Genomic DNA, 18,887 nt, shown 5'->3' with positions numbered 1-18,887 from the left:
TGGTGGCCGTCACCGTTCTGGACGGACCGGGATCTGATGGGGTTTAGATCATCGGTGGACCGCTGGTCGCCGGGCCTTTCAGCGCCGCGCAGTCTCTCTGCGGGGATGCAGGCCGTCGGGGGGCTGTTCGCAATGTCGGCCGACGCGGTCAAGTTCGTCTTCCGCAGGCCCTTTCAGGGCCGAGAGTTTCTGGAGCAGGCCTGGTTCGTGGCTAGGGTTGCGCTTGCTCCCACTTTGCTGGTCGCGATTCCGTTCACCGTTCTGGTCAGCTTCACCCTCAATATCCTGCTGCGCGAACTCGGGGCGGCGGACCTGTCCGGTGCCGGTGCGGCGTTCGGCGCGGTCACCCAGGTGGGTCCGATCGTGACGGTGCTCATCGTGGCCGGTGCCGGCGCGACGGCGATGTGCGCCGACCTTGGTTCGCGCACCATCCGTGAGGAGATCGACGCCATGGAAGTGCTGGGCATCAACCCGGTGCAACGCCTGGTGACCCCGCGGATGCTGGCCTCGGGTCTGGTGGCGCTGCTACTCAACAGCCTGGTCGTCATCATCGGCATCCTGGGCGGCTACTTCTTCTCGGTGTTCGTCCAGGGCGTCAACCCCGGCGCGTTCGCGGCCGGCATCACCCTGCTGACCGGAGTCCCCGAGGTCATCATCTCCTGTGTCAAGGCCGCCCTGTTCGGCCTGATCGCCGGCCTGGTGGCCTGCTACCGCGGGCTGACGATATCCGGCGGTGGCGCCAAGGCGGTGGGCAACGCCGTCAACGAAACCGTGGTCTACGCATTCATGGCGCTGTTCGTCATCAACGTCGTCGTCACCGCCATCGGCATCCAAATGACGGCCCGGTGACCACGTGGCTGCGATGACACTGAGAGCCCTCTACCCGCAAGCTACCCACCAGCTCGGCAAGCCGATCTCGCTTCTGGGCCGGATCGGCGACCACACGCTCTTCTACGGCAAGGCAATCGCCGGGGCGCCGTTCGCGGCCACCCACTACACGCGTGAAATCATCCGCCTCATCGCCGAGATCAGCATGGGCGCAGGCACCTTGGCGATGATCGGCGGCACCGTGGTGATCGTCGGGTTCTTGACCTTGGCGACCGGCGGCGTGCTGGCCGTGCAGGGATACAGCTCGCTGGGCAACATCGGCATCGAAGCGTTGACCGGATTCCTGGCGGCATTCATCAACGTCCGCATCTCGGCACCGATCGTCGCGGGCATCGGCCTGGCCGCCACCTTCGGCGCCGGGGTGACTGCGCAACTGGGTGCCATGCGGATCAACGAAGAGATCGACGCGCTTGAATCCATGGCCATCCGGCCCATTTCGTACCTGGTCAGCACCCGGATCATCGCGGGGATGATCGCGATCACGCCGTTGTACTCGATCGCGGTCATCTTGTCGTTCGTGGCGAGCCAGTTCACCACCGTTTTCCTGTTGGGGCAGTCCGGCGGTTTGTACGACCACTACTTCAACACCTTCCTCAACCCGATCGACCTGTTGTGGTCGTTCTTGCAGGCGATTCTGATGGCATTGGCCATCCTGCTGATCCACACCTACTACGGCTACTTCGCCACTGGAGGTCCGTCTGGTGTTGGTGTCGCGGTGGGCAATGCGGTGCGTACGTCCCTTGTCGTGGTGGTATCGGTGACATTGCTTGTCTCGCTTGCCATCTATGGCTCCAACGGCAACTTCAATCTGTCGGGATAGGGGACAAGTCGTGACGCAAAACCTGGGCCCGGGTCCGATCCACCGGTCTGAAACCGCCAGCGTCGCTACTCCTGTCGCTGCATCGCCTGGGCTTAGTTTCGGCGCGGGCGGGTACGCGCGTCCACTTGCTGGTCTGGCGATGGTTGTCGCCATTGTCGCCATTGTCGCCCTTGCCGTCGGGCTGTTCCGTGGTGGTTTCACGAAAACCGTTCCGGTCACCGTGATTTCGCAACGCGCCGGCCTGGTGATGAATCCCGATGCCAAGGTGAAGATGCTCGGCGTGCAGGTCGGCAAGGTCGATTCAATCGAGGAACGGCCGAACGGCCAAGCCGCGATTCACCTGGCGATGGAACCGTCTACGCTGCATCTCATTCCCTCCAATGTGCTCGTGGACATCGCGTCATCAACGGTGTTCGGCGCCAAGTACGTTCAGCTGATCCCTCCTGCCGAGCCGTCGCCGAAGGCCATGTCTGCCGGGCAGGTACTCGACGCCAAACGCGTGACGGTGGAGATCAACACGGTGTTCGAGCAACTCAGGTCGGTGCTGTCGACGATTGAGCCCGAAAAGCTCAATGAGACTCTTGGGGCGATCGCGTCCGCATTAAATGGCCGTGGCGAGAAGATCGGTCAGATGCTCACTGATCTCGATTCCCTTCTTGCCAAGTTGGAGCCGAGTCTTCCGAATCTGAGCCATGACATCGCCGTGGCGCCCGACGTGTTCAACGCCTACGCCGATGCGGCGCCGGACCTCATCAAGACCGCCGACAACGCGACGCGGATCAGCCAGACCTTCGTCGACGAGCAACAAAACCTGGACACGCTCTTGGTCAGCGCGATTGGGTTGGCCGACATCGGAAACGACGTCGTGGGCACCAACAGGCAGCCGCTGACCGATGTCCTGCATCTGCTGGTGCCGACCACCGACCTGACGAGCCAGTACCACGAAGGGTTGAACTGCGCGCTGGCCGGCCTGGTGGCATTCACCAAGAATCCGCCACTGCCCGAGCCCGGTGCCGAAGTGTTGATCAGCTTCGCGCTCGGGGTCGACCGCTATCGCTATCCGAGCGACCTCCCGAAGGTCGCCGCAACCGGCGGTCCGCATTGCCAGGGCCTGCCGAACGTGCCCGCCGGGGTGCGTCCACCGTTCCTGGTCGCCGACGTCGGCGCCAGTCCCTGGAAGTACGGAAACCAGGGAATCCTGCTGAACTCCGACGGCCTCAAGCAGTTGTTGTTCGGGCCGATCGACGGCCCACCGCGCAACTCCGCGCAGATCGGGCAGCCCGGATGATGCGGTCCGGACGCGCGACGTTCCTGAAGTTCGCGTCATTCGTCGTGGTGATGGCGGTGCTGACCGCCTTCCTCTTCCTCATCTTCGGCCAATACCGCACCGGTGCGACCAATGGCTATTCAGCCGTGTTCGCCGACGCATCGCGCGTTGAGCCCGGAGACTCCGTGCGGGTCGCCGGAATCCGGGTGGGCACCGTCAACGCCGTCTCGCTGCGCACGGACAAGACGGTGGTGGTGCAGTTCGACGCCGACCACGGCGTCGTACTCACCGCAGGCACCAAGGCAGCAGTGCGCTACCTCAACCTGGTCGGCGATCGCTATCTCGAGCTCGTTGACGGTCCCGGCTCGACGCGGGTGCTGCCAGCCGGATCGCAGATTCCCGTCGACCGTACCGAGCCCGCACTGGACCTCGATCTGCTGCTCGGTGGGCTGAAACCAGTGATCCAGGGCCTGAACCCGCAGGATGTCAACGCGCTCACCTCCTCGCTCGTACAGGTCTTCCAGGGCCAGGACGCCACCCTGGAGTCTCTCCTATCGAAGACATCGTCGTTCTCAAACGCGTTGGCGGACAACGGTCAGGTGGTTGAACAGCTGATCGACAACCTGAACACGGTGGTGGCCACGCTCGCCAAGGATGGCGACAAGTTCTCCAGCGCAATCGACGGTCTGGAAAAGCTGATCACCGGCCTGTCGCAAGACCGCGATCCGATCGGAGCCGCGATCGAGTCCCTCGACAACGGAACCGCGTCCATCGCGGACCTGCTGACCAATGCGCGCCCGCCGCTGGCGGGCACGGTGGACCAGCTGAATCGAGTGGCCCCGCTGCTCGATCAGGACAAGGACCGCATCGACCTCGCACTTCAGAAGGCGCCGGACAACTACCGCAAACTCGTCCGGCTCGGTTCGTACGGCAGCTGGTTCCCGTACTACCTCTGCGGAATCAGCCTCCGGGCCAGCGACCTGCAGGGCCGAACGGTGGTCTTTCCCTGGGTCAAACAAGAAGGCGGGAGGTGCAGCGAGCCCTAATGCTCAAGTATCGCGGATCCAATCTCATTCGTGCCGGATTCATCGGCGTTGTCCTGATCGTCCTTGTCATCGCGATCGGGCTTCAGCCCCAGCGGCTGTGGTCAATGGCGACGGCGATCAGATACCAGGCGCTGTTCTCCGAAGGCGGCGGACTCGCCCCCGGCAACGACGTGACCGTCTCCGGCATCAAGGTCGGCGCCGTGTCGGACGTGGCGCTGCAGCACGGCGATGCCTTGGTGACGTTCACCATCGACGGGGCGGTTGCGCTCGGGTCGGACACCACCGCCCACATTCGGACGGGCACGCTGCTGGGTGAGCGGGCACTGACCTTGGAGTCGGCGGGCGCCGGGACGATGCATCCGTCCGACGTGATCCCGGTCGCGCGCACGTCCTCGCCGTATTCGCTGACCGAGGCGGTCAGCGACCTCACGACGAACGCCGCGGGAACCGACACCGGTTCGCTGAACCAATCCCTCGACACGCTGTCCGAGACGATCGAGCGGATAGCACCGCAATTGGGACCGACCTTCGACGGCCTGACCCGGTTGTCGCGGTCGCTCAACAGCCGGAACGAGTCGCTGGGCGCGCTACTCAAGAGCGCCAGCGATGTCACCGGAATCCTGTCGCAACGCAGCCAACAGCTCAACACGCTCATCCTCAACGCCAACGACCTGCTCGGGGTGCTGGTGGCGCGCCGGCAGGCGATCGTCGACCTGCTCGCCAACACATCAGCGCTGGCCCAACAGCTGTCGGGTCTGGTGCACGACAACGAACAGGAGCTGGAGCCGGCGTTGCAGAAACTGAATTCGGTCACCGCGATGCTGGAGCGCAACCGCGATAACATCGCCAAGGCATTGCCGGGTCTGGCGAAGTTCGAGATCACCCAGGGCGAGGCCGTCGCCAACGGTCCCTTCTACCAGGCGTTCGTGCCCAATCTCGTACCCGCACAAATGCTGCAGCCGTTCCTGGACTATGCATTCGGGTTCAGACGGGGTGTCGACGCCGGGCAACCGCCGGATAACGCCGGGCCTCGGGCCGAGCTGCCGTTCCCCTACAACGGAATCCCACAGCCGGGGGACCACCCATGATGTCCCGCAAGCGGTTTGCGGCGATGCTGGCTGTCATCCTGGCAGCGCTGCTCGTCGTCGGCGCGGCACTGGTCGTCCGGCAAGCGTTCTTCCGGCCCAAGACGATCACCGCCTACTTCACCACCGCCACCGCGGTGTACCCGGGTGACGAGGTGCGGGTATCCGGCGTCAAGGTCGGCAGCATCACCTCCATCCAGCCCGAGGGAACTCAGGCCAAGATGACGCTGGACGTCGATCGCGACGTGGCCATCCCAGCCGACGCCAAGGCGGTGATCGTCGCCCAAAATCTGGTCGCGGCCCGCTATGTCCAGCTCGCGCCGGCATACCGGTCCAGCGGCCCGACGATGCCCGACGGCGCGGTGATCCCGGTCGAACGGACGGCGATACCCGTCGAGTGGGACGAGGTCAAGGCCCAATTGATGCGATTGGCAACGGATTTGGGGCCCACCAGCCAGGTCTCCAGCACGTCGGTAGCACGGTTCATCGACAGCGCCGCCGACGCCCTGGGCGGTAACGGCGACAAGTTGCGGCAGACATTGGCTCAACTGTCCGGGGTCGGGCGGATCCTGGCCGACGGCAGCGGCAACATCGTCGACATCATCAAGAATCTGCAGACATTCGTCACGGCCCTCCGCGACAGCAACACCCAGATCGTGCAGTTCGGTGACCGGCTCGCCACGCTGACCAGCGTGGTGAACGACAGCACGTCGAATCTGGATGCCGCGCTGACCGACCTCTCGGTGGCGGTCGGCGACGTGCAGCGGTTCATCGCGGGAAGTCGTGACCAGACCGCCGAGCAGATCCAGCGGCTGACCAACGTCACCCAGAACCTCGTCGATCACCGCATGGACCTCGAAAACGTCCTTCACGCGGCGCCCAACGGGTTCGCGAACTTCTACAACATCTACAACCCCGACACCGGGGCTGCCGTCGGCCAGTTCGTGGTCAACAACTTCTCCAACCCCGTGGCGTTCTTCTGCTCGGCGATCGGCGGCATCGAGAACATCACCGCGCCCGAAACGGCGAAGCTGTGCGCGCAGTACCTCGGCCCCGCGATGCGCTTGCTCAACTTCAACTACTTGCCGTTTCCGGTCAACCCGTACCTGACGAAGTCGGCAAGCCCGGACAACATCGTCTACTCCGACCCGAGCCTGGCACCCGGCGGCGCCGGCCCGACGCCCGGGCCGCCCGAAATACCGCCCACGGTGTCCGCGTACACGGGGCTGAACGGAGATGTGCCGCCGCCCCCGGGGTATGGGCAGCCGCCTGGAGTAGCACCTGGCCCGTCGGCACCCGATCATTTGCCGGCCTTTCCGTCACCTGCACTGTTTCCGGGAGCGCCGGTGCCCGCCGCGCCGACGAGCGTGGGAGACATGTTGCTTCCGGCTGAGGCCCCGGCGCCCAGCGGGCCGCTGCCCGGCGCACCGCTCCCCGCGGAAGGGACACCACCATCATGATGGGCGCACGATCGACGCGCCGACTGCTCGTCATCGCGTGCAGCGTCGCGGTGACGGCGACAGGATGTGCCTTCCAGGGCGTGAATTCGTTGCCGCTACCCGGCGCGGTAGGCCGGGGGACCGGCGCCATCACATACCACGTCGAGATCGCGAATGTCGGTACGCTGGAGTCGAATTCGCCGGTCATGATCGACGACGTCGTGATCGGCAGCGTGGGCAAGATGACGGTGCAAGGCTGGCATGCCGACGTCGAGATCTCCGTGAAACCCGATGTCGTCATCCCCGCGAACGCTGTTGCAAGCGTCGGGCAGACCAGCCTGCTGGGATCCATGCATCTCGCCGTCAACCCGCCGCTCGGCCAGCCGCCGACCGGGCGGCTGCAACCGGGCGCCACCATTCCACTCAACAGGTCTTCGACGTATCCGTCGACCGAGCAGACATTGTCATCGCTGTCGGCCGTCGTCAACGGCGGAGGACTGGGGCAGATCGGCGACATCATCCACAACTTCAACGCCGCCTTGTCCGGCCGTGAGGACCAGGTTCGCGACCTGATCACTCGCCTCGACACCTTCGTCGGCATGCTCGACCAACAGCATGACAACATCATCGCCTCCGTTGAGGCACTGAACCGACTTGCCGCGACGTTCGCCGAACAGCGCGACGTCATCACCCAAGCGCTGCGCAAGATACCGCCGGCACTGGACGTCTTGAACAAAGAGCGGCCGCGCATCACGACGGCCCTGGACAAGCTGCGGCTTTTCAGCGACACCGCCAGCGGGCTCGTCAACGACACGCGGGCCGACCTGGTGAAGAACTTGCAGAACCTTGAGCCGACGATCAAAGCGCTCGCCGACATCGGACCGGACCTGGATGCCGCGATTGCCCAAGCGACGGTATACCCGTACGCCCAGAGCTTCATCGACCGAGCCGTCCGAGGCGACTACGTGAACTTCTACGCCATCCTCGACCTTACGGTTCCCCGACTCAAGCGGACATTGTTCTTGGGCACCCGCTGGGGTCAAGAGGGCGCTGAGTTGGTGCCGGCGCCGGGGGACCCGTGGTATCTGAACTACAGCTATAACCCCCTCGGTGTCGGCGTCAACCCGCCGCCCGCGGATGCTGCGCCGCCGCCGGACGCACCCGCGCTGGCGGTGCCCGCCGAAGCCGGGTCCATGCCACCGGTGACGGAGCCGTTGCTGCCGGTGGTTCCGCCGATGTCGGCACAAGCGCCGCCACCGCCCGGAAGTTCGCCACTTCAGATTTTTGCGGGTGGATGATGCTGACGCGTTTCGTCCGAATCCAGTTGACGATCTTCACGATTGCGTCGATTGTCGGCGTGCTGGTGATGGTCTTCTCCTACATTCAGGCGCCGACCCTGCTCGGTGTCGGCCGCATCACCGTCACGTTGGAGCTGCCCGCCTCCGGTGGCCTTTACCGCTTCAGCAACGTGACCTACCGAGGAGTCCAGATCGGCAAGGTGACCGCGGTCGGGCTAACGCCGAACGGCCCGAAAGCGACGCTATCCCTTGACACGTCGCCCAGGATCCCGGCGGACCTGCAGGCGGAGGTGCGCAGCATCTCGGCGGTCGGCGAGCAGTACGTGGACCTGCGGCCACGCACAGACTCGGGGCCCTACCTGAAGGACGGTTCGGTAATCCCGGCGCGCGACACCACGATTCCGCAATCGGTTGGCCCGATGCTGGATCAGGTCAGTGCCCTGATCACCAGCATTCCGAAGGACAAGCTCAGCGGATTGCTCGACGAGTCGTTCAAGGGTTTCAACGGGGCCGGCTACGACCTGGGTTCGCTGTTCGACTCGTCAGCCAAGGTGGTCGGCGACGTCAACGGCGTCGCCGACTCCACGCGGACCCTGGTCGACGACGCCGCGCCGCTGTTGGATTCGCAAGCCGACACCACCGACGCGATCAGGACCTGGGCGCGCAGCCTGGCCGGAGTCACGGAGCAGGTGGTGATGGACGACACGCAGGTGCGTACGCTTCTGCAAACCGGGCCTGCGGCCGCCAACGAGGTGTCTCGACTCCTCAACCAGGTGAAACTCACCCTGCCGGTGCTGCTCGCCAACCTCACCACAATCGGCCAGGTCGCGGTGACATACCGCCCGTCATTGGAACAACTGTTGGTGTTGCTACCGCCCTCGGTGGCCTCTACGCAGGCGTTCGGCCTGTCCAGGAACAACCCGACCGGGTTTCCCCTTGGCGACTTCGGCGTCAGCGCCGGCGATCCGCCCGCGTGCACGGTCGGGTTTCTCCCACCCTCGCAGTGGCGATCCCCAGCCGACACATCCACGGTCGATACCCCCGACGGGCTGTACTGCAAACTGCCTCAGGATTCACCCATCGTGGTTCGCGGTGCCCGCAACTACCCCTGCATGGGGCACCCCGGGAAGCGCGCGCCGACCGTCCAATTGTGTAACGACCCCAACGGGTATCAACCGTTGGCGCTGCGCCAACACGCAACCGGCCCCTATCCGCTGGACCCGAACCTCATCTCGCAGGGCATCCCGCCCGATGACCGGGTTACCTTCGGCGACCACATCTTCGGTCCGGTGGAGGGAACGCCGATGCCACCGGGAGTGCCTCCGCCGCCGGCACCTGAAGGCCCCGAGGGTGCTCCACCGCTACCAGAGCCCGCTCAGACTCCGTCGCCACCCGCGGAGGCACCGCCATCACCGATTGCGGCTCCACCACCAACCGCCGCCGATGGTGGTGTGGCGCCCGCAGCTCCGAGTTCGTTCGGCACCGCCGAGTCGGGGGCGGGGCCTTCGGTCGCCGTCGCGCAATACAACCCGGGCACAGGCATGTACGTCACTCCCGACGGCCAGGTGTTCAAACAGTCGGACCTAGTGGCGCAGGCGGCGCCCAAGACATGGAAGGACATGCTGCCCACCTAGATTCGGCCGAGCCGGCCTCTCGATCGGCTCCGTCGATCGCAAGTCAGCGTTTTGCGTAGAGGAGCGAGTGATGAGCGCACGTGGTGTGATCGCCGGCGCAACCGCGGTCGCGGTGGCGGTGATCGTCGGCGTGGGCACACCGGCGTCCGCCCGCGCTTCCGGAGATGACCTGGCCCTCAATGGGACCTACCTCGCGACGTCGAACGGCGATTGGGCGAAGACGAACGATTCCTACCACGACGAGACGACTGTCAGGAGCACCTGGACTATCACGTCTACGTGTTCCAACCCCGTCGATTGCACCGGCCAGGTGACGAGTGACCAGGGCTGGACCGCACCGATTCGCCACAACAGCGACGCATGGATCGTCGAGCGCGAAGTTCCGAACTGGGAGAAGTGTCCCGACGGCACCGCGGCCCCCGGCCACCAGAGGTACAGATTCTGGCCCGTCGACGCGACGGGCTACGTGGCGGTCGGGTCGCCAACGCTGGCAGGCGAGGAGAGAACGACCGGCCCCAGCGGCGCCTGCGGCGTCAACAAACTGCTTGTCATCAGGATGCCGTTCAGGCTGGACGAGGTGGCGTAGATCGATGACCGCGGATCGCAGGCGAACAGCAGTCCGGGAAACGTCGAACCTCCTTGGCCCACGGGCTCGTAACGTGGTTCGATTCGACATGCTGGCGGTCGCTGTGCTGCTGGCCGCCGGGATAGTGGCCGCACCGCCTGCCGCCGCCGAACCGACTGCCTGCGACGTCCCCAGTTGCACGCCGGGCATCGCCCCCGGCGCGGTCATCGGCGCACCGTGCGATAGCACCACCTATTACGTGTTCGCGACCACGTCGTGGGGAAGGCTGGTCTTCTGCGGCTCGCCAAGAAGGTTCGCGCCCAGATACTTCCGGTCACCTTCGATGGCAGGTATCAAAGAACTCGACAGCAACTGCGTGGGTTACGACAACAACGTCGCGCAAGCGCCCGATGGGATGTTCCTCACCTGCATCGCAACGAATGGGCAATCGCTCTGGGTACGCGGTGACACCTAGGATTGGGCCCGCCACTCCCGAGCACGGGCAATGAATGGCTAGCCGGCGGCAAGCGGCCATTCGACTCGGAGCCGGCTACGCGGCGGGGCTGACGTTCGCGCACATCCTCGCCGCCGCGGCAGTCTCATTGGTAATCGTCTCGCTCACCCGAAACACGGTCGGTGACGCGAGCAACCTGCTCACGGCGAGGAATCTGATCGCGCTGTGCGGTCTGGTCGCAGTCTCGGCCACAGTCGGTGCAGTCGCCGGAGTCCTCAACATGGTTCCGTCCTTCCGCTGGTTCGCCGAGGGCGCCGAACCGACACCGGCACAACAACGCGCGGCCCTGAGCATCGCTACTCGCCAGACCCTCGTCCAGTTCGGTATCTGGGCAGCCAGCGGTGTGGTGTTTTCTCTGGTCAACCTCCACTCTGGCGGTGGTGTCGCGTACGTGATCGGTGCCGCCATCTTGGTAGGGGGCGCCACCACCGCCTGCCTGGGCTACCTCATAACGCAGCGGACCTTGCGCCCGATCCTTGCGGCGTCGATGAAGACGGCAACGGCTACCGGCGAAATGCCCGGCGTGCTGGCACGATTGATGATTACCTGGGTCCTCTTCAGTGCGCTGCCCACGGCGGGGATCGCGCTGATTGTGTTGGCGCGCTCCAACGGATGGTTCGTCCAGAAATCAGCGCCAGTCGAAACGCCAATTCTGGTGCTCGCCGCTGTGTCGCTCCTCTTGGGATTTCGGGCGATGGTCTTGGTTGCCCGGTCGATTTCGGATCCCGTTCGCGACGTCGTCGTCGCGATGACCGAGGTGGAACGAGGCCAAAGCGGGGCGTTCGTCGAGGTGTACGAACCCTCCGAAATCGGCCGCCTGCAGATCGGGTTCAACCGCATGGTGGCAGGACTGCAGGAACGCGAACAGCTCCGCGACCTCTTCGGACGCCACGTGGGCGTCGACGTTGCGCGCCACGCACTTCAACAAGACGACTCGCTGTCCGGCGACGTCCGAGAGGTCGCCGTATTGTTCGTCGACTTGGTGGGATCAACCACAATTGCCGCGTCCCGCCCACCAGAGGCAGTAGCGGAGATCCTCAACGACTTCTTCCGCATCGTGGTCGCCGCCGTCGATCATCGGCAGGGTCTGATCAACAAGTTCGAAGGCGACGCCGTACTGGCAGTCTTCGGGGCCCCGCTCGGCATCGAAGATCCATCGTCGGCCGCGCTCGCGACAGCAAGAGCGCTCGGGGCCGAGCTAAAGAAACTGCCCCTTGTGGACTTCGGTATCGGAGTGTCCGCGGGTCCGGTGTTCGCCGGCAACATCGGCGCTGAGAACCGCTACGAATATACGGTCATCGGTGACGTAGTCAACGAGGCCGCCCGATTGGCCGATCACGCCAAAGATTGGCACTCCAGAGTTTTGGCGTCCGGCGATGCGATCGCCCGCGCCCAGGCAACCGAACGGTGCCACTGGGTAATGCGGGGGTCCGCGGCGCTTCGCGGCCGATCGGCGGTCACGGAGCTGGCGGAACCAATGCTTAATGATTGAAACACCGAGGGATTGCATTCGAACTGGTGTTGCGGCTCGACGCATTGCCGTCCGCGGGTGCCCTGGGATCGGGTCCCTGGAACCGGGCACTTCGGGCCTTGGCGCGCCGTGACGGGCTAGCGCTTGATGACCGAGATCGTGTTGTCCGCGAAGTTGACGACGCACGCGGTGTGCGCGGACGGGTCCGCAGCGACGGTCTGCGGACCGTCGCGGTCAGTTGAGCTCACTCGTGAGCGACATCTGAAGAGCTGCAAGCGAAGACCTATCGATGTTGCATTTTGGATCAGCCAGATCCGTAACCTGTGCAGCCGACGCCGACATGCGTAGGTTGACAGCCTGTCTGACCATTCAGACCCGGGAAACTCTGTGCTCGGATCGCGTCTGGAAGTCGCCCCTGATTCCCGTCCGAAGGACGGATGCTGCGTGGATGCGAGAGCCGTGTCCATTCAAACTAGAGAGCCCACATGATCGAGATCGAGAACCTGACCAAGCGGTTCGGGGACCGCATCGTCCTCGATGACATCTCGTTGTCCGTTGCCAACGGCGAGATTCTTGCCGTCGTCGGCCCCAGTGGCGCAGGGAAGACGACGCTGTCGCGGTGCGTGAGCTTCCTGGAGCGTCCAACCGGTGGCACCGTTCGCGTCGACGGCAAGGACTTCACCAGGTTGGATGGTCCCGAGCTCCTCGCGGCGCGTCGCAGTGTCGGCGTCATCTTCCAGACTGCGCCGCTGCTGCGGCGCCGTACGGTCGCCCAGAACGTCGCGCTGCCGCTGGAGTATCTAGGAGCCACTGACGGCTCCATCGAGAAGCGCGTTACGGGGTTGCTTGACCGAGTTGGCCTTGCCGATCGCAGCGGGTACCTCCCCGCGCAGCTCTCCGGGGGACAGAAGCAACGGGTCGGGATCGCCCGTGCGCTCGCCCTTGGCCCGTCCTACCTGCTTTCGGACGAGGCGACCGCGGGTTTGGATCCAGCCACGACGAAGGCGATCCTTACGCTGCTCAGCAATCTTCGCGATGAGTTCGGCCTCGCCATCATCTTGATCACCCACGAGATGGAGGTCGTCCGAGAGATCGCCGACTCAGTGGCTCGCATCGACGGCGGCCGCATCATCGAGAGTGGCTCCGTCGACGACGTCATCCTCGACCCGACCTCCTCGCTCGCCCGTGAACTGCTTCCCGACCGGCCGAGCGTGCCGTTTCGGGGCTCCGGCGAGATCTGGGAGGTCTCGTACGCTTCGCGCGACGTGCCGCTCGACTGGCTCACGTCCATCCACACGATGCCCGGTATCTCGGGCGCGCAGGTGAGCGTGCTCAGCGCCAGCGTCGAGGCGATCCGCGGAGTGGCGGTCGGGCGCGCGATCCTCGCCATCTCCCCGTCCGCACCGGCCGGCTTCGAAAGCTACCTCAAGGAGCGCGGACTGCATGTGGCGGCCGTCAACGCCAACTCCGAAGAGACAGCCGCATGAACCTCGCCGCGGGGGAGGACTTCAGCACGCCTTGGGACAAGGTCCCCGACCTGCTCCTGCCTGCCTACGGGCAGACGTGGTTGATGGTCGGCATCACCATGGTGCTGGTCCTGCTCATTGGCACTCCTGTCGGGATCACCCTCCACAACACCTCCGTTTTCGGGCTCTTTCCGGAGCCGAAGGTGTTCGCCGTGCTCAACACGATCGTCAACGTGGGCCGCTCACTGCCGTTCCTGATCCTGATGACGGCGATCATCCCGGTGACGCGGTTGCTGGTCGGGACCACGATCGGCATCGCGGCAGCGATCGTGCCGATGACGACTGCGGGTGTGCCGTTCTTCGCACGACTCGTGCAGAATGCTCTGCGGGACGTGCGATCCGACGTCACCGACATGGGCCAGGTCTCCGGCGGCACGCACGTACAGCTGATCCGGACGGTCCAGTTGTCCGAGGCTCTCCCGGCCCTCGCCGGCGCGTTGACGGTCAACGTCATCGCGATGATCGAGTACTCGGCCATTGCCGGCTCGATCGGCGCCGGCGGTGTAGGAAACCTGGCAATCACTTACGGCTACAACCGTTTTGACCACAACATCATGATCGCGACGGTGATCGTTCTCATCATCACCGTCCAGGTCGTCCAGTTCGTCGGCGACCGCCTCGTCAAAGCCCTCACGCGCTGACTCCTCAGTTATCCCCGATTAGCAGAAGGAACGTCGATGACCGACCAGACCACCTCACCCGTCGATGACGACATCGAGATCAAGAAGAAGAAGCGGTGGCCGTGGATCGCCGTCGCCGTGGGTGCCGTAATCGTCATCGCCGGTGGGGCGCTCTACGCGAACGTCTCCAACGAGGACAAGCCGTTCGGCACCAACCTCAAGGTCGCGACCTGGAGCACCGACATCGCCGCCGAGAACCTCTTGAAGTACATCACCGACGAGGTTGCTCCCGCGCACGGCATCACCATCGAGCCGACGAAGATCGACAACCTCATCGAGATCAACCGCGCCGTCGACGCGGGCACCGTCGCAGGCAACTTCTTCGAGCACCAGCCGTTCCTCAACGACGCCGTCGCGGCCAACGGATTCAAGCTCACGCTCGCCGCACCAACGTTCACCTGGGATCAGGCGACGTACTCCGACAAGTACCGCAGCTGGGACCAAGTGCCGAACGGTGCCAAGATCGCGCTGCGCGACGACCCAGCCGGACAGGCGATCGCGCTGCTCGACCTGGCCTACGACAAGCAGATCACGTTGAAGCCGGGAAAGGACACGTTGGCAGGCCTGCCGCAGTTGGGGGACATCCAGACGAACCCCAAGAACTACCAGTTCGTCCAGGTGCCGATCGGCCAGCTGGCTCGCAGCCTCGCTGACGTCGACGCCATCGTCGTTCACATCTCCGACGTCTACGCCGCGGGCCTCACCGAGAAGCAGATCATCGCCCGCGAGCCTGCACCGAAGGGCAGTGAGGGTGGACTGGTCGTCAGCGACAAGCACCTCAACGACCCCAACGTGCAGAAGCTGATCGAGACCTTCAAGGACCCGAAGATCGCCGAGTTCCTGCAGACCACGGACAACCAACTGATCCGCAACACACTCGGTCCCATCAACCCGGAATCGCAGTCCGGACAACAGGCGACGACCCCGTGAGCAAGCGCCCGCTGTACTACTCGGCGTTCGTCATGAACACCGCTTCCCATGTGCTGCACGGTCTCTGGCGTGCTCCGGAGGCAGAGAACCACAAGTTCAACTCGCTGCGCCACTGGACAAGAGTTGCAGCGGAAGTGGACAAGGCAGGATATGACCTCCTGTTCTTCGCTGACGTCTTCGGGCTACGTGCGCCGTGGAACGGAAACTGGAAGAAGGCCGTCGAAGGTGGCATCCAGATCCCCGTCAACGACCCGTCGGTACTGGCGTCGGCGCTCGCCGCTGCCACCGAGAACCTCGGCATCGTGTTCACCAGCTCGGTCGTCCAGGACCATCCGTTCAACTTCGCTCGGCGGATGTCCTCGCTCGACCACTACACCGACGGCCGTCTCGGCTGGAACATCGTTACGAGCTTCAACGAGAACGTGTTTCGAAGCTTCGGCCACGAAGGAACGCTCAATCACGACGAGCGCTACGAGTGGGCCTATGAGTACGTCGACGTCGCCTACAAGCTGTGGGAGGGCTCCTGGGATGAAGACGGACTCGTGCAGGACAAGGAGCGCGGAATCCACTCCGACCCGACGAAGATCCACAAGATCAACCACGTCGGGAAGCGCTACAAGGTCGAAGGTCCCCACTTCGTGTCACCGTCGCCGCAGCGCACACCAGTTCTCTTCCAGGCAGGCTCATCTCCTGCCGGCCAGCTCTTCTCGGCCCGCAATGCCGAGGGTGTCTACATCAGCAGTCCGACCCCCGAGGCTGCGCACCAGCTGACCGCCGAGACCCGCGCGCTGGCAGCCGACAACGGCCGCGACCCCGAGGACATCACCTTTGCCCAAGGTCTGTCGTTCGTGATCGGTGACACCCACGCCGAAGCGATCCGCCGCAACGACGAACTCAAGCGACACCTCGACCTGGAAGGCATCGCGCTGCACGCCCTTGGCGATGCCGGGATCGATGCAGGCAGCTTGCCGCTGGACACTCCGATCAGCCAACTCGGTGAGTTCACGGGCGTGCAGAGCTTCAAGCGCTGGGCGGCCGAAGTGTCCGGCAACGACGAGCCGACCATCCGTGACATGGCCTGGGTGATGGAGGGGGCAAACCGGGTCGTCGGCACCGCCAAGGAGATTGCGGATCGCCTGGAGGAGTGGCGTGAGGCCGGCGTCAATGGGATCAACGTCTATCACGCGACCGTCCCTGGCTCATTCCGGGAGGTGGCCGACCGTCTCTTCCCGACGCTGCGTGAACGGGGGCTGCTCTCCACTGACAAGTCGGGAACGTTGCGTCACAAGCTGCTGGGCCGCGGTGACCGACTGCCCGACACGCACCCGGCCGCCGCCCATCGCGGGGCCTTCGCCGACAACGACCTGCTCAACGACGTCGGGAATCCGGTCCGCGCCGCGGGTTGAGCTGCGCGGCAGCAACACTCAGCCGGTAGCCGCTGTAGCGGCCAGTGTCTGGCGCGGGCCACGTCGATCACCTCACGGTCCCCGAACAAGGAAGCGCGGGTCGTCGTCACGCTTGCGGCAACCATCGTGCCGTGGCACCGCGAGGGCTGGGTGGTGCCGCAGCAAACCCGTCTGCAGCGCCCTCGATCGCTGGGTACAGTGGCGCCGTGCACGACGACGAGCCCGATCCCGACGCCGAACTTGCAGAGCTGATTTCAGACGGCGAGCTGACCGAGGACGACATCGAAACGTCCGAGCAGGACGAGAACGCGCGCGTGCTGTCCATCCGCCGCGCGGACGGCGAAGAGGTCGTGAGCATCGTCGCGACGGGCGACGAGTGGAGTGTTCATCTTCAGCCCGGCGGCGCGATCCGTAACGCCTTCATCGGCTCTCGCACCGACACGCCCGTGTGGCTGAACACGTGGGATCGCGAGATTGAGCGCGATGAGGACGGCACGTACGTGATCCGCCTCGACTGACGCCGTGGCCGTCGCCGCCGCGCCGCCGTCACGGCGCCGCTGATTGCCGAGCACCTTGGTCGCAGTGCCATTTCGCGATCGAGCCGCACCCTGCCCGAGGGCAGAGTGCGGCTCGATCCGTCTCGATCAGGCGCCCGGGGCGCCGTCGCCGCCGTCGCCGCCCTCGGAGCCGGTGTGGTTGTTACCGGGGTTGGTGCCGGTGTTGGCATCGGAGCCGGCGGCCCGGTCAGCACCCGCCGAAGTGCGGCGTGATCGCGGTACGGGGCGTGTACGCGGATTGGCGACTCTGGGCGACGCTCGCTACCGGTTTCAGTCAGGCGCAGCAGCTGGGGTCCAGGACCGAGCACAGCGCGACGAGCGCATCACGCCTCGGTCGGTGATAGACGTTCATCCCACGCCGTTCCGACTCGACTATCCCGGCGCGCCGCAGCTGCGTCAGATGATGGCTGACGGTGGATTCGGTGAGGCCAACCGCCTGGGCGAGATCGCAGCTGCACACCTCGCCCTCGGCTGAACTGAAGAGCAGCGAGACGAGTTTGACGCGGGCCGGATCGGCCAGCGCCTTGAGCCGCAGGGCGATGCCCAAAGCTGCGTTGTCGTCCAGAGGTCCGGCCGCAACCGGCGCGCAGCACACGGGCGCGGAGATGTCGACGACCGGCAGTGTCTTGGGCATGGATCCGATCTTGCCAGAGACATTGACATATGTCGAAGAGGTAGACATGATCGACCATAGTTCGATATATGTCTCACAGGTCTGGAGGGTCCTCATGTCCCGTGTTCAACTCGCTCTCAACGTCGACAACCTCGCCGAGGCGATCACCTTCTACTCCAAGTTGTTCAATGCTGAGCCGGCCAAGGTGAAGCAGGGGTACGCCAACTTCGCCGTCGCGGAGCCGCCGCTCAAACTGGTCCTGATCGAAAACCCCGGTAAGGGGGGAAGTCTGAACCACCTGGGCGTCGAGGTCGAGTCCAGCGACATCGTGCACGACGAGATCGCGCGGCTTGCCAATGCTGGCATGTTCACCGAGGAGGAGATCGGCACCACCTGTTGCTTTGCGCAGCAAGACAAGGTCTGGGTCACCGGCCCGGCGGGTGAAAAGTGGGAGGTATACACGGTTCTCGCTGACTCCGAAACCTTCGGCACAACCCCTGAGCTGCTTGCCGCCGATGAGAACGGCGGCTGCGCTTGCGGCACCGGTGCGCCCGCCGAGGTGGCGGCAGCGACGTGCTGCCGCTAGCGCGGACAGCAGGTGATTGACGGCGCGTGGCGGCGATTGCTGGCCGAGTTCACGGGCACGGCACTCCTCGTGACCGTGGTCGTCGGGTCGGGCATCGCGGCCGCTCAACTCTCACCCAATGACGTTGGGCTGCAGCTGCTGGAAAACTCGACGGCCACGGCGTTCGGGTTGGCCGTCCTCATCCTGATGCTTGGCCCCGTCTCGGGCGCTCACTTCAATCCAGTGGTCTCGCTGGCTGATTGGTTGCTTGGGCGACGATCCGGCGCGGGGCTGGGTGCGCTCGAGGTAGTGGCGTACACGGTTGCCCAGACGGTTGGCGGCATCGCCGGGGCGATCCTTGCAAATGCGATGTTCGACCGGCGGATCATCGAAATTGCGACTAAGGAACGACTTTCTACCGGGCATCTCGTTGGTGAAGTAGTCGCGACGGCAGGTCTCGTTGCTCTCATCTTCGCCCTGGCGAGGAGCGGACAAGCCGCACGGTCTGCGGCTGCGGTCGGCGCGTACATCGGTGCGGCCTATTGGTTTACCAGCTCCACGTCCTTCGCCAACCCAGCGGTGA

At 64.8% G+C, this 18,887-nt stretch carries 19 protein-coding genes; 18 read left to right on the top strand and 1 reads right to left on the bottom strand.

Annotation, left to right across the window (positions count from 1 at the left end; genetic code table 11):
• Positions 1-36 precede the first annotated feature (36 nt).
• From QOC69_RS07640 to QOC69_RS07565, 16 genes are all read left to right on the top strand, one after another.
• Positions 37-849 (top strand): MlaE family ABC transporter permease, encoded by an 813-nt coding sequence (locus QOC69_RS07640; RefSeq protein WP_184445426.1) that lies wholly within the window; start codon positions 37-39, stop codon positions 847-849.
• 13 nt (positions 850-862) lie between these two features.
• Positions 863-1,708: an MlaE family ABC transporter permease gene (locus tag QOC69_RS07635; RefSeq protein ID WP_526437977.1), complete on the top strand. Its 846-nt coding sequence runs from the start codon at positions 863-865 to the stop codon at positions 1,706-1,708.
• Positions 1,709-1,718: 10 nt separating this feature from the next.
• Positions 1,719-2,996 carry an MCE family protein gene (locus tag QOC69_RS07630; RefSeq protein WP_526437975.1) on the top strand — a complete coding sequence of 426 codons (1,278 nt, stop codon included), beginning with the start codon at positions 1,719-1,721 and terminating at the stop codon, positions 2,994-2,996.
• Positions 2,996-4,021, top strand: coding sequence for an MCE family protein (locus QOC69_RS07625; RefSeq protein ID WP_526437985.1), 1,026 nt, complete (start codon positions 2,996-2,998; stop codon positions 4,019-4,021). The genes QOC69_RS07630 and QOC69_RS07625 overlap by 1 nt, the downstream gene beginning before the upstream one ends.
• The gene (locus tag QOC69_RS07620; protein ID WP_526437973.1) at positions 4,021-5,109 is read left to right on the top strand and encodes an MCE family protein; all 1,089 of its coding nucleotides are present in this window, start codon (positions 4,021-4,023) and stop codon (positions 5,107-5,109) included. Before QOC69_RS07625 ends, QOC69_RS07620 begins: the two co-directional genes overlap by 1 nt.
• A complete protein-coding gene (locus QOC69_RS07615) occupies positions 5,106-6,566 on the top strand; it encodes an MCE family protein (RefSeq protein ID WP_526437971.1) in 1,461 nt (486 codons plus the stop codon). The genes QOC69_RS07620 and QOC69_RS07615 overlap by 4 nt, the downstream gene beginning before the upstream one ends.
• Positions 6,563-7,843: an MCE family protein gene (locus QOC69_RS07610; protein ID WP_526437969.1), complete on the top strand. Its 1,281-nt coding sequence runs from the start codon at positions 6,563-6,565 to the stop codon at positions 7,841-7,843. The genes QOC69_RS07615 and QOC69_RS07610 overlap by 4 nt, the downstream gene beginning before the upstream one ends.
• Positions 7,843-9,477 (top strand): MCE family protein, encoded by a 1,635-nt coding sequence (locus tag QOC69_RS07605; RefSeq protein WP_526437983.1) that lies wholly within the window; start codon positions 7,843-7,845, stop codon positions 9,475-9,477. Before QOC69_RS07610 ends, QOC69_RS07605 begins: the two co-directional genes overlap by 1 nt.
• Positions 9,478-9,547: 70 nt before the next feature.
• A complete protein-coding gene (locus QOC69_RS07600; RefSeq protein ID WP_526437967.1) occupies positions 9,548-10,063 on the top strand; it encodes an Rv2253/PknI dimerization domain-containing protein in 516 nt (171 codons plus the stop codon).
• Positions 10,064-10,151: 88 nt separating this feature from the next.
• The gene (locus tag QOC69_RS07595; RefSeq protein ID WP_526437981.1) at positions 10,152-10,517 is read left to right on the top strand and encodes a hypothetical protein; all 366 of its coding nucleotides are present in this window, start codon (positions 10,152-10,154) and stop codon (positions 10,515-10,517) included.
• A 34-nt stretch (positions 10,518-10,551) separates the two neighbouring features.
• The gene (locus QOC69_RS07590) at positions 10,552-12,048 is read left to right on the top strand and encodes an adenylate/guanylate cyclase domain-containing protein (RefSeq protein WP_526437965.1); all 1,497 of its coding nucleotides are present in this window, start codon (positions 10,552-10,554) and stop codon (positions 12,046-12,048) included.
• 464 nt (positions 12,049-12,512) lie between these two features.
• The gene (locus tag QOC69_RS07585; RefSeq protein WP_526437963.1) at positions 12,513-13,514 is read left to right on the top strand and encodes a methionine ABC transporter ATP-binding protein; all 1,002 of its coding nucleotides are present in this window, start codon (positions 12,513-12,515) and stop codon (positions 13,512-13,514) included.
• A complete protein-coding gene (locus tag QOC69_RS07580) occupies positions 13,511-14,194 on the top strand; it encodes a methionine ABC transporter permease (protein ID WP_526437961.1) in 684 nt (227 codons plus the stop codon). Before QOC69_RS07585 ends, QOC69_RS07580 begins: the two co-directional genes overlap by 4 nt.
• A gap of 36 nt (positions 14,195-14,230) precedes the next feature.
• Positions 14,231-15,163 carry a MetQ/NlpA family ABC transporter substrate-binding protein gene (locus QOC69_RS07575; RefSeq protein ID WP_526437958.1) on the top strand — a complete coding sequence of 311 codons (933 nt, stop codon included), beginning with the start codon at positions 14,231-14,233 and terminating at the stop codon, positions 15,161-15,163.
• On the top strand, positions 15,160-16,569 hold the full coding sequence (locus tag QOC69_RS07570; RefSeq protein WP_526437956.1) for an NtaA/DmoA family FMN-dependent monooxygenase: 1,410 nt from the start codon (positions 15,160-15,162) through the stop codon (positions 16,567-16,569). The genes QOC69_RS07575 and QOC69_RS07570 overlap by 4 nt, the downstream gene beginning before the upstream one ends.
• Positions 16,570-16,775: 206 nt before the next feature.
• Positions 16,776-17,087 carry a hypothetical protein gene (locus QOC69_RS07565; RefSeq protein ID WP_526437954.1) on the top strand — a complete coding sequence of 104 codons (312 nt, stop codon included), beginning with the start codon at positions 16,776-16,778 and terminating at the stop codon, positions 17,085-17,087.
• Positions 17,088-17,400: 313 nt separating this feature from the next.
• On the opposite strand, the gene QOC69_RS07560 is transcribed toward QOC69_RS07565, so the two are convergent.
• Positions 17,401-17,760: an Rv2640c family ArsR-like transcriptional regulator gene (locus QOC69_RS07560; RefSeq protein ID WP_526437952.1), complete on the bottom strand. Its 360-nt coding sequence runs from the start codon at positions 17,758-17,760 to the stop codon at positions 17,401-17,403.
• 94 nt (positions 17,761-17,854) lie between these two features.
• Here QOC69_RS07560 and QOC69_RS07555 point away from each other — a divergent pair, with 94 nt between their 5' ends.
• Both QOC69_RS07555 and QOC69_RS07550 read left to right on the top strand, forming a co-directional pair.
• Positions 17,855-18,325: an ArsI/CadI family heavy metal resistance metalloenzyme gene (locus QOC69_RS07555; RefSeq protein WP_526437979.1), complete on the top strand. Its 471-nt coding sequence runs from the start codon at positions 17,855-17,857 to the stop codon at positions 18,323-18,325.
• A gap of 36 nt (positions 18,326-18,361) precedes the next feature.
• Positions 18,362-18,887: aquaporin (locus QOC69_RS07550; protein ID WP_526437950.1), on the top strand; the 526-nt coding region annotated here is incomplete at its 3' end.

The sequence above is a fragment of the Mycobacterium sp. genome, from assembly GCF_032162105.1.
In the GTDB taxonomy this organism is placed as follows: domain Bacteria; phylum Actinomycetota; class Actinomycetes; order Mycobacteriales; family Mycobacteriaceae; genus Mycobacterium.
Note: the sequence above shows the minus strand (reverse complement) of the source record. Positions and strands in the feature narration are given on the sequence as shown.

What these genes read in the sequence shown, in the direction of transcription:
- QOC69_RS07585 (WP_526437963.1), top strand. Translation starts at nt 12,513, where the DNA reads ATGATCGAGATCGAGAACCTGACCAAGCGGTTCGGGGACCGCATCGTC.
- QOC69_RS07640 (WP_184445426.1), top strand. Translation starts at nt 37, where the DNA reads ATGGGGTTTAGATCATCGGTGGACCGCTGGTCGCCGGGCCTTTCAGCG.
- QOC69_RS07560 (WP_526437952.1), bottom strand. Translation starts at nt 17,760, where the DNA reads ATGCCCAAGACACTGCCGGTCGTCGACATCTCCGCGCCCGTGTGCTGC.
- QOC69_RS07555 (WP_526437979.1), top strand. Translation starts at nt 17,855, where the DNA reads ATGTCCCGTGTTCAACTCGCTCTCAACGTCGACAACCTCGCCGAGGCG.
- QOC69_RS07590 (WP_526437965.1), top strand. Translation starts at nt 10,552, where the DNA reads ATGGCTAGCCGGCGGCAAGCGGCCATTCGACTCGGAGCCGGCTACGCG.
- QOC69_RS07620 (WP_526437973.1), top strand. Translation starts at nt 4,021, where the DNA reads ATGCTCAAGTATCGCGGATCCAATCTCATTCGTGCCGGATTCATCGGC.
- QOC69_RS07580 (WP_526437961.1), top strand. Translation starts at nt 13,511, where the DNA reads ATGAACCTCGCCGCGGGGGAGGACTTCAGCACGCCTTGGGACAAGGTC.
- QOC69_RS07625 (WP_526437985.1), top strand. Translation starts at nt 2,996, where the DNA reads ATGCGGTCCGGACGCGCGACGTTCCTGAAGTTCGCGTCATTCGTCGTG.
- QOC69_RS07605 (WP_526437983.1), top strand. Translation starts at nt 7,843, where the DNA reads ATGCTGACGCGTTTCGTCCGAATCCAGTTGACGATCTTCACGATTGCG.
- QOC69_RS07600 (WP_526437967.1), top strand. Translation starts at nt 9,548, where the DNA reads ATGAGCGCACGTGGTGTGATCGCCGGCGCAACCGCGGTCGCGGTGGCG.
- QOC69_RS07615 (WP_526437971.1), top strand. Translation starts at nt 5,106, where the DNA reads ATGATGTCCCGCAAGCGGTTTGCGGCGATGCTGGCTGTCATCCTGGCA.
- QOC69_RS07575 (WP_526437958.1), top strand. Translation starts at nt 14,231, where the DNA reads ATGACCGACCAGACCACCTCACCCGTCGATGACGACATCGAGATCAAG.
- QOC69_RS07610 (WP_526437969.1), top strand. Translation starts at nt 6,563, where the DNA reads ATGATGGGCGCACGATCGACGCGCCGACTGCTCGTCATCGCGTGCAGC.
- QOC69_RS07595 (WP_526437981.1), top strand. Translation starts at nt 10,152, where the DNA reads ATGCTGGCGGTCGCTGTGCTGCTGGCCGCCGGGATAGTGGCCGCACCG.
- QOC69_RS07635 (WP_526437977.1), top strand. Translation starts at nt 863, where the DNA reads ATGACACTGAGAGCCCTCTACCCGCAAGCTACCCACCAGCTCGGCAAG.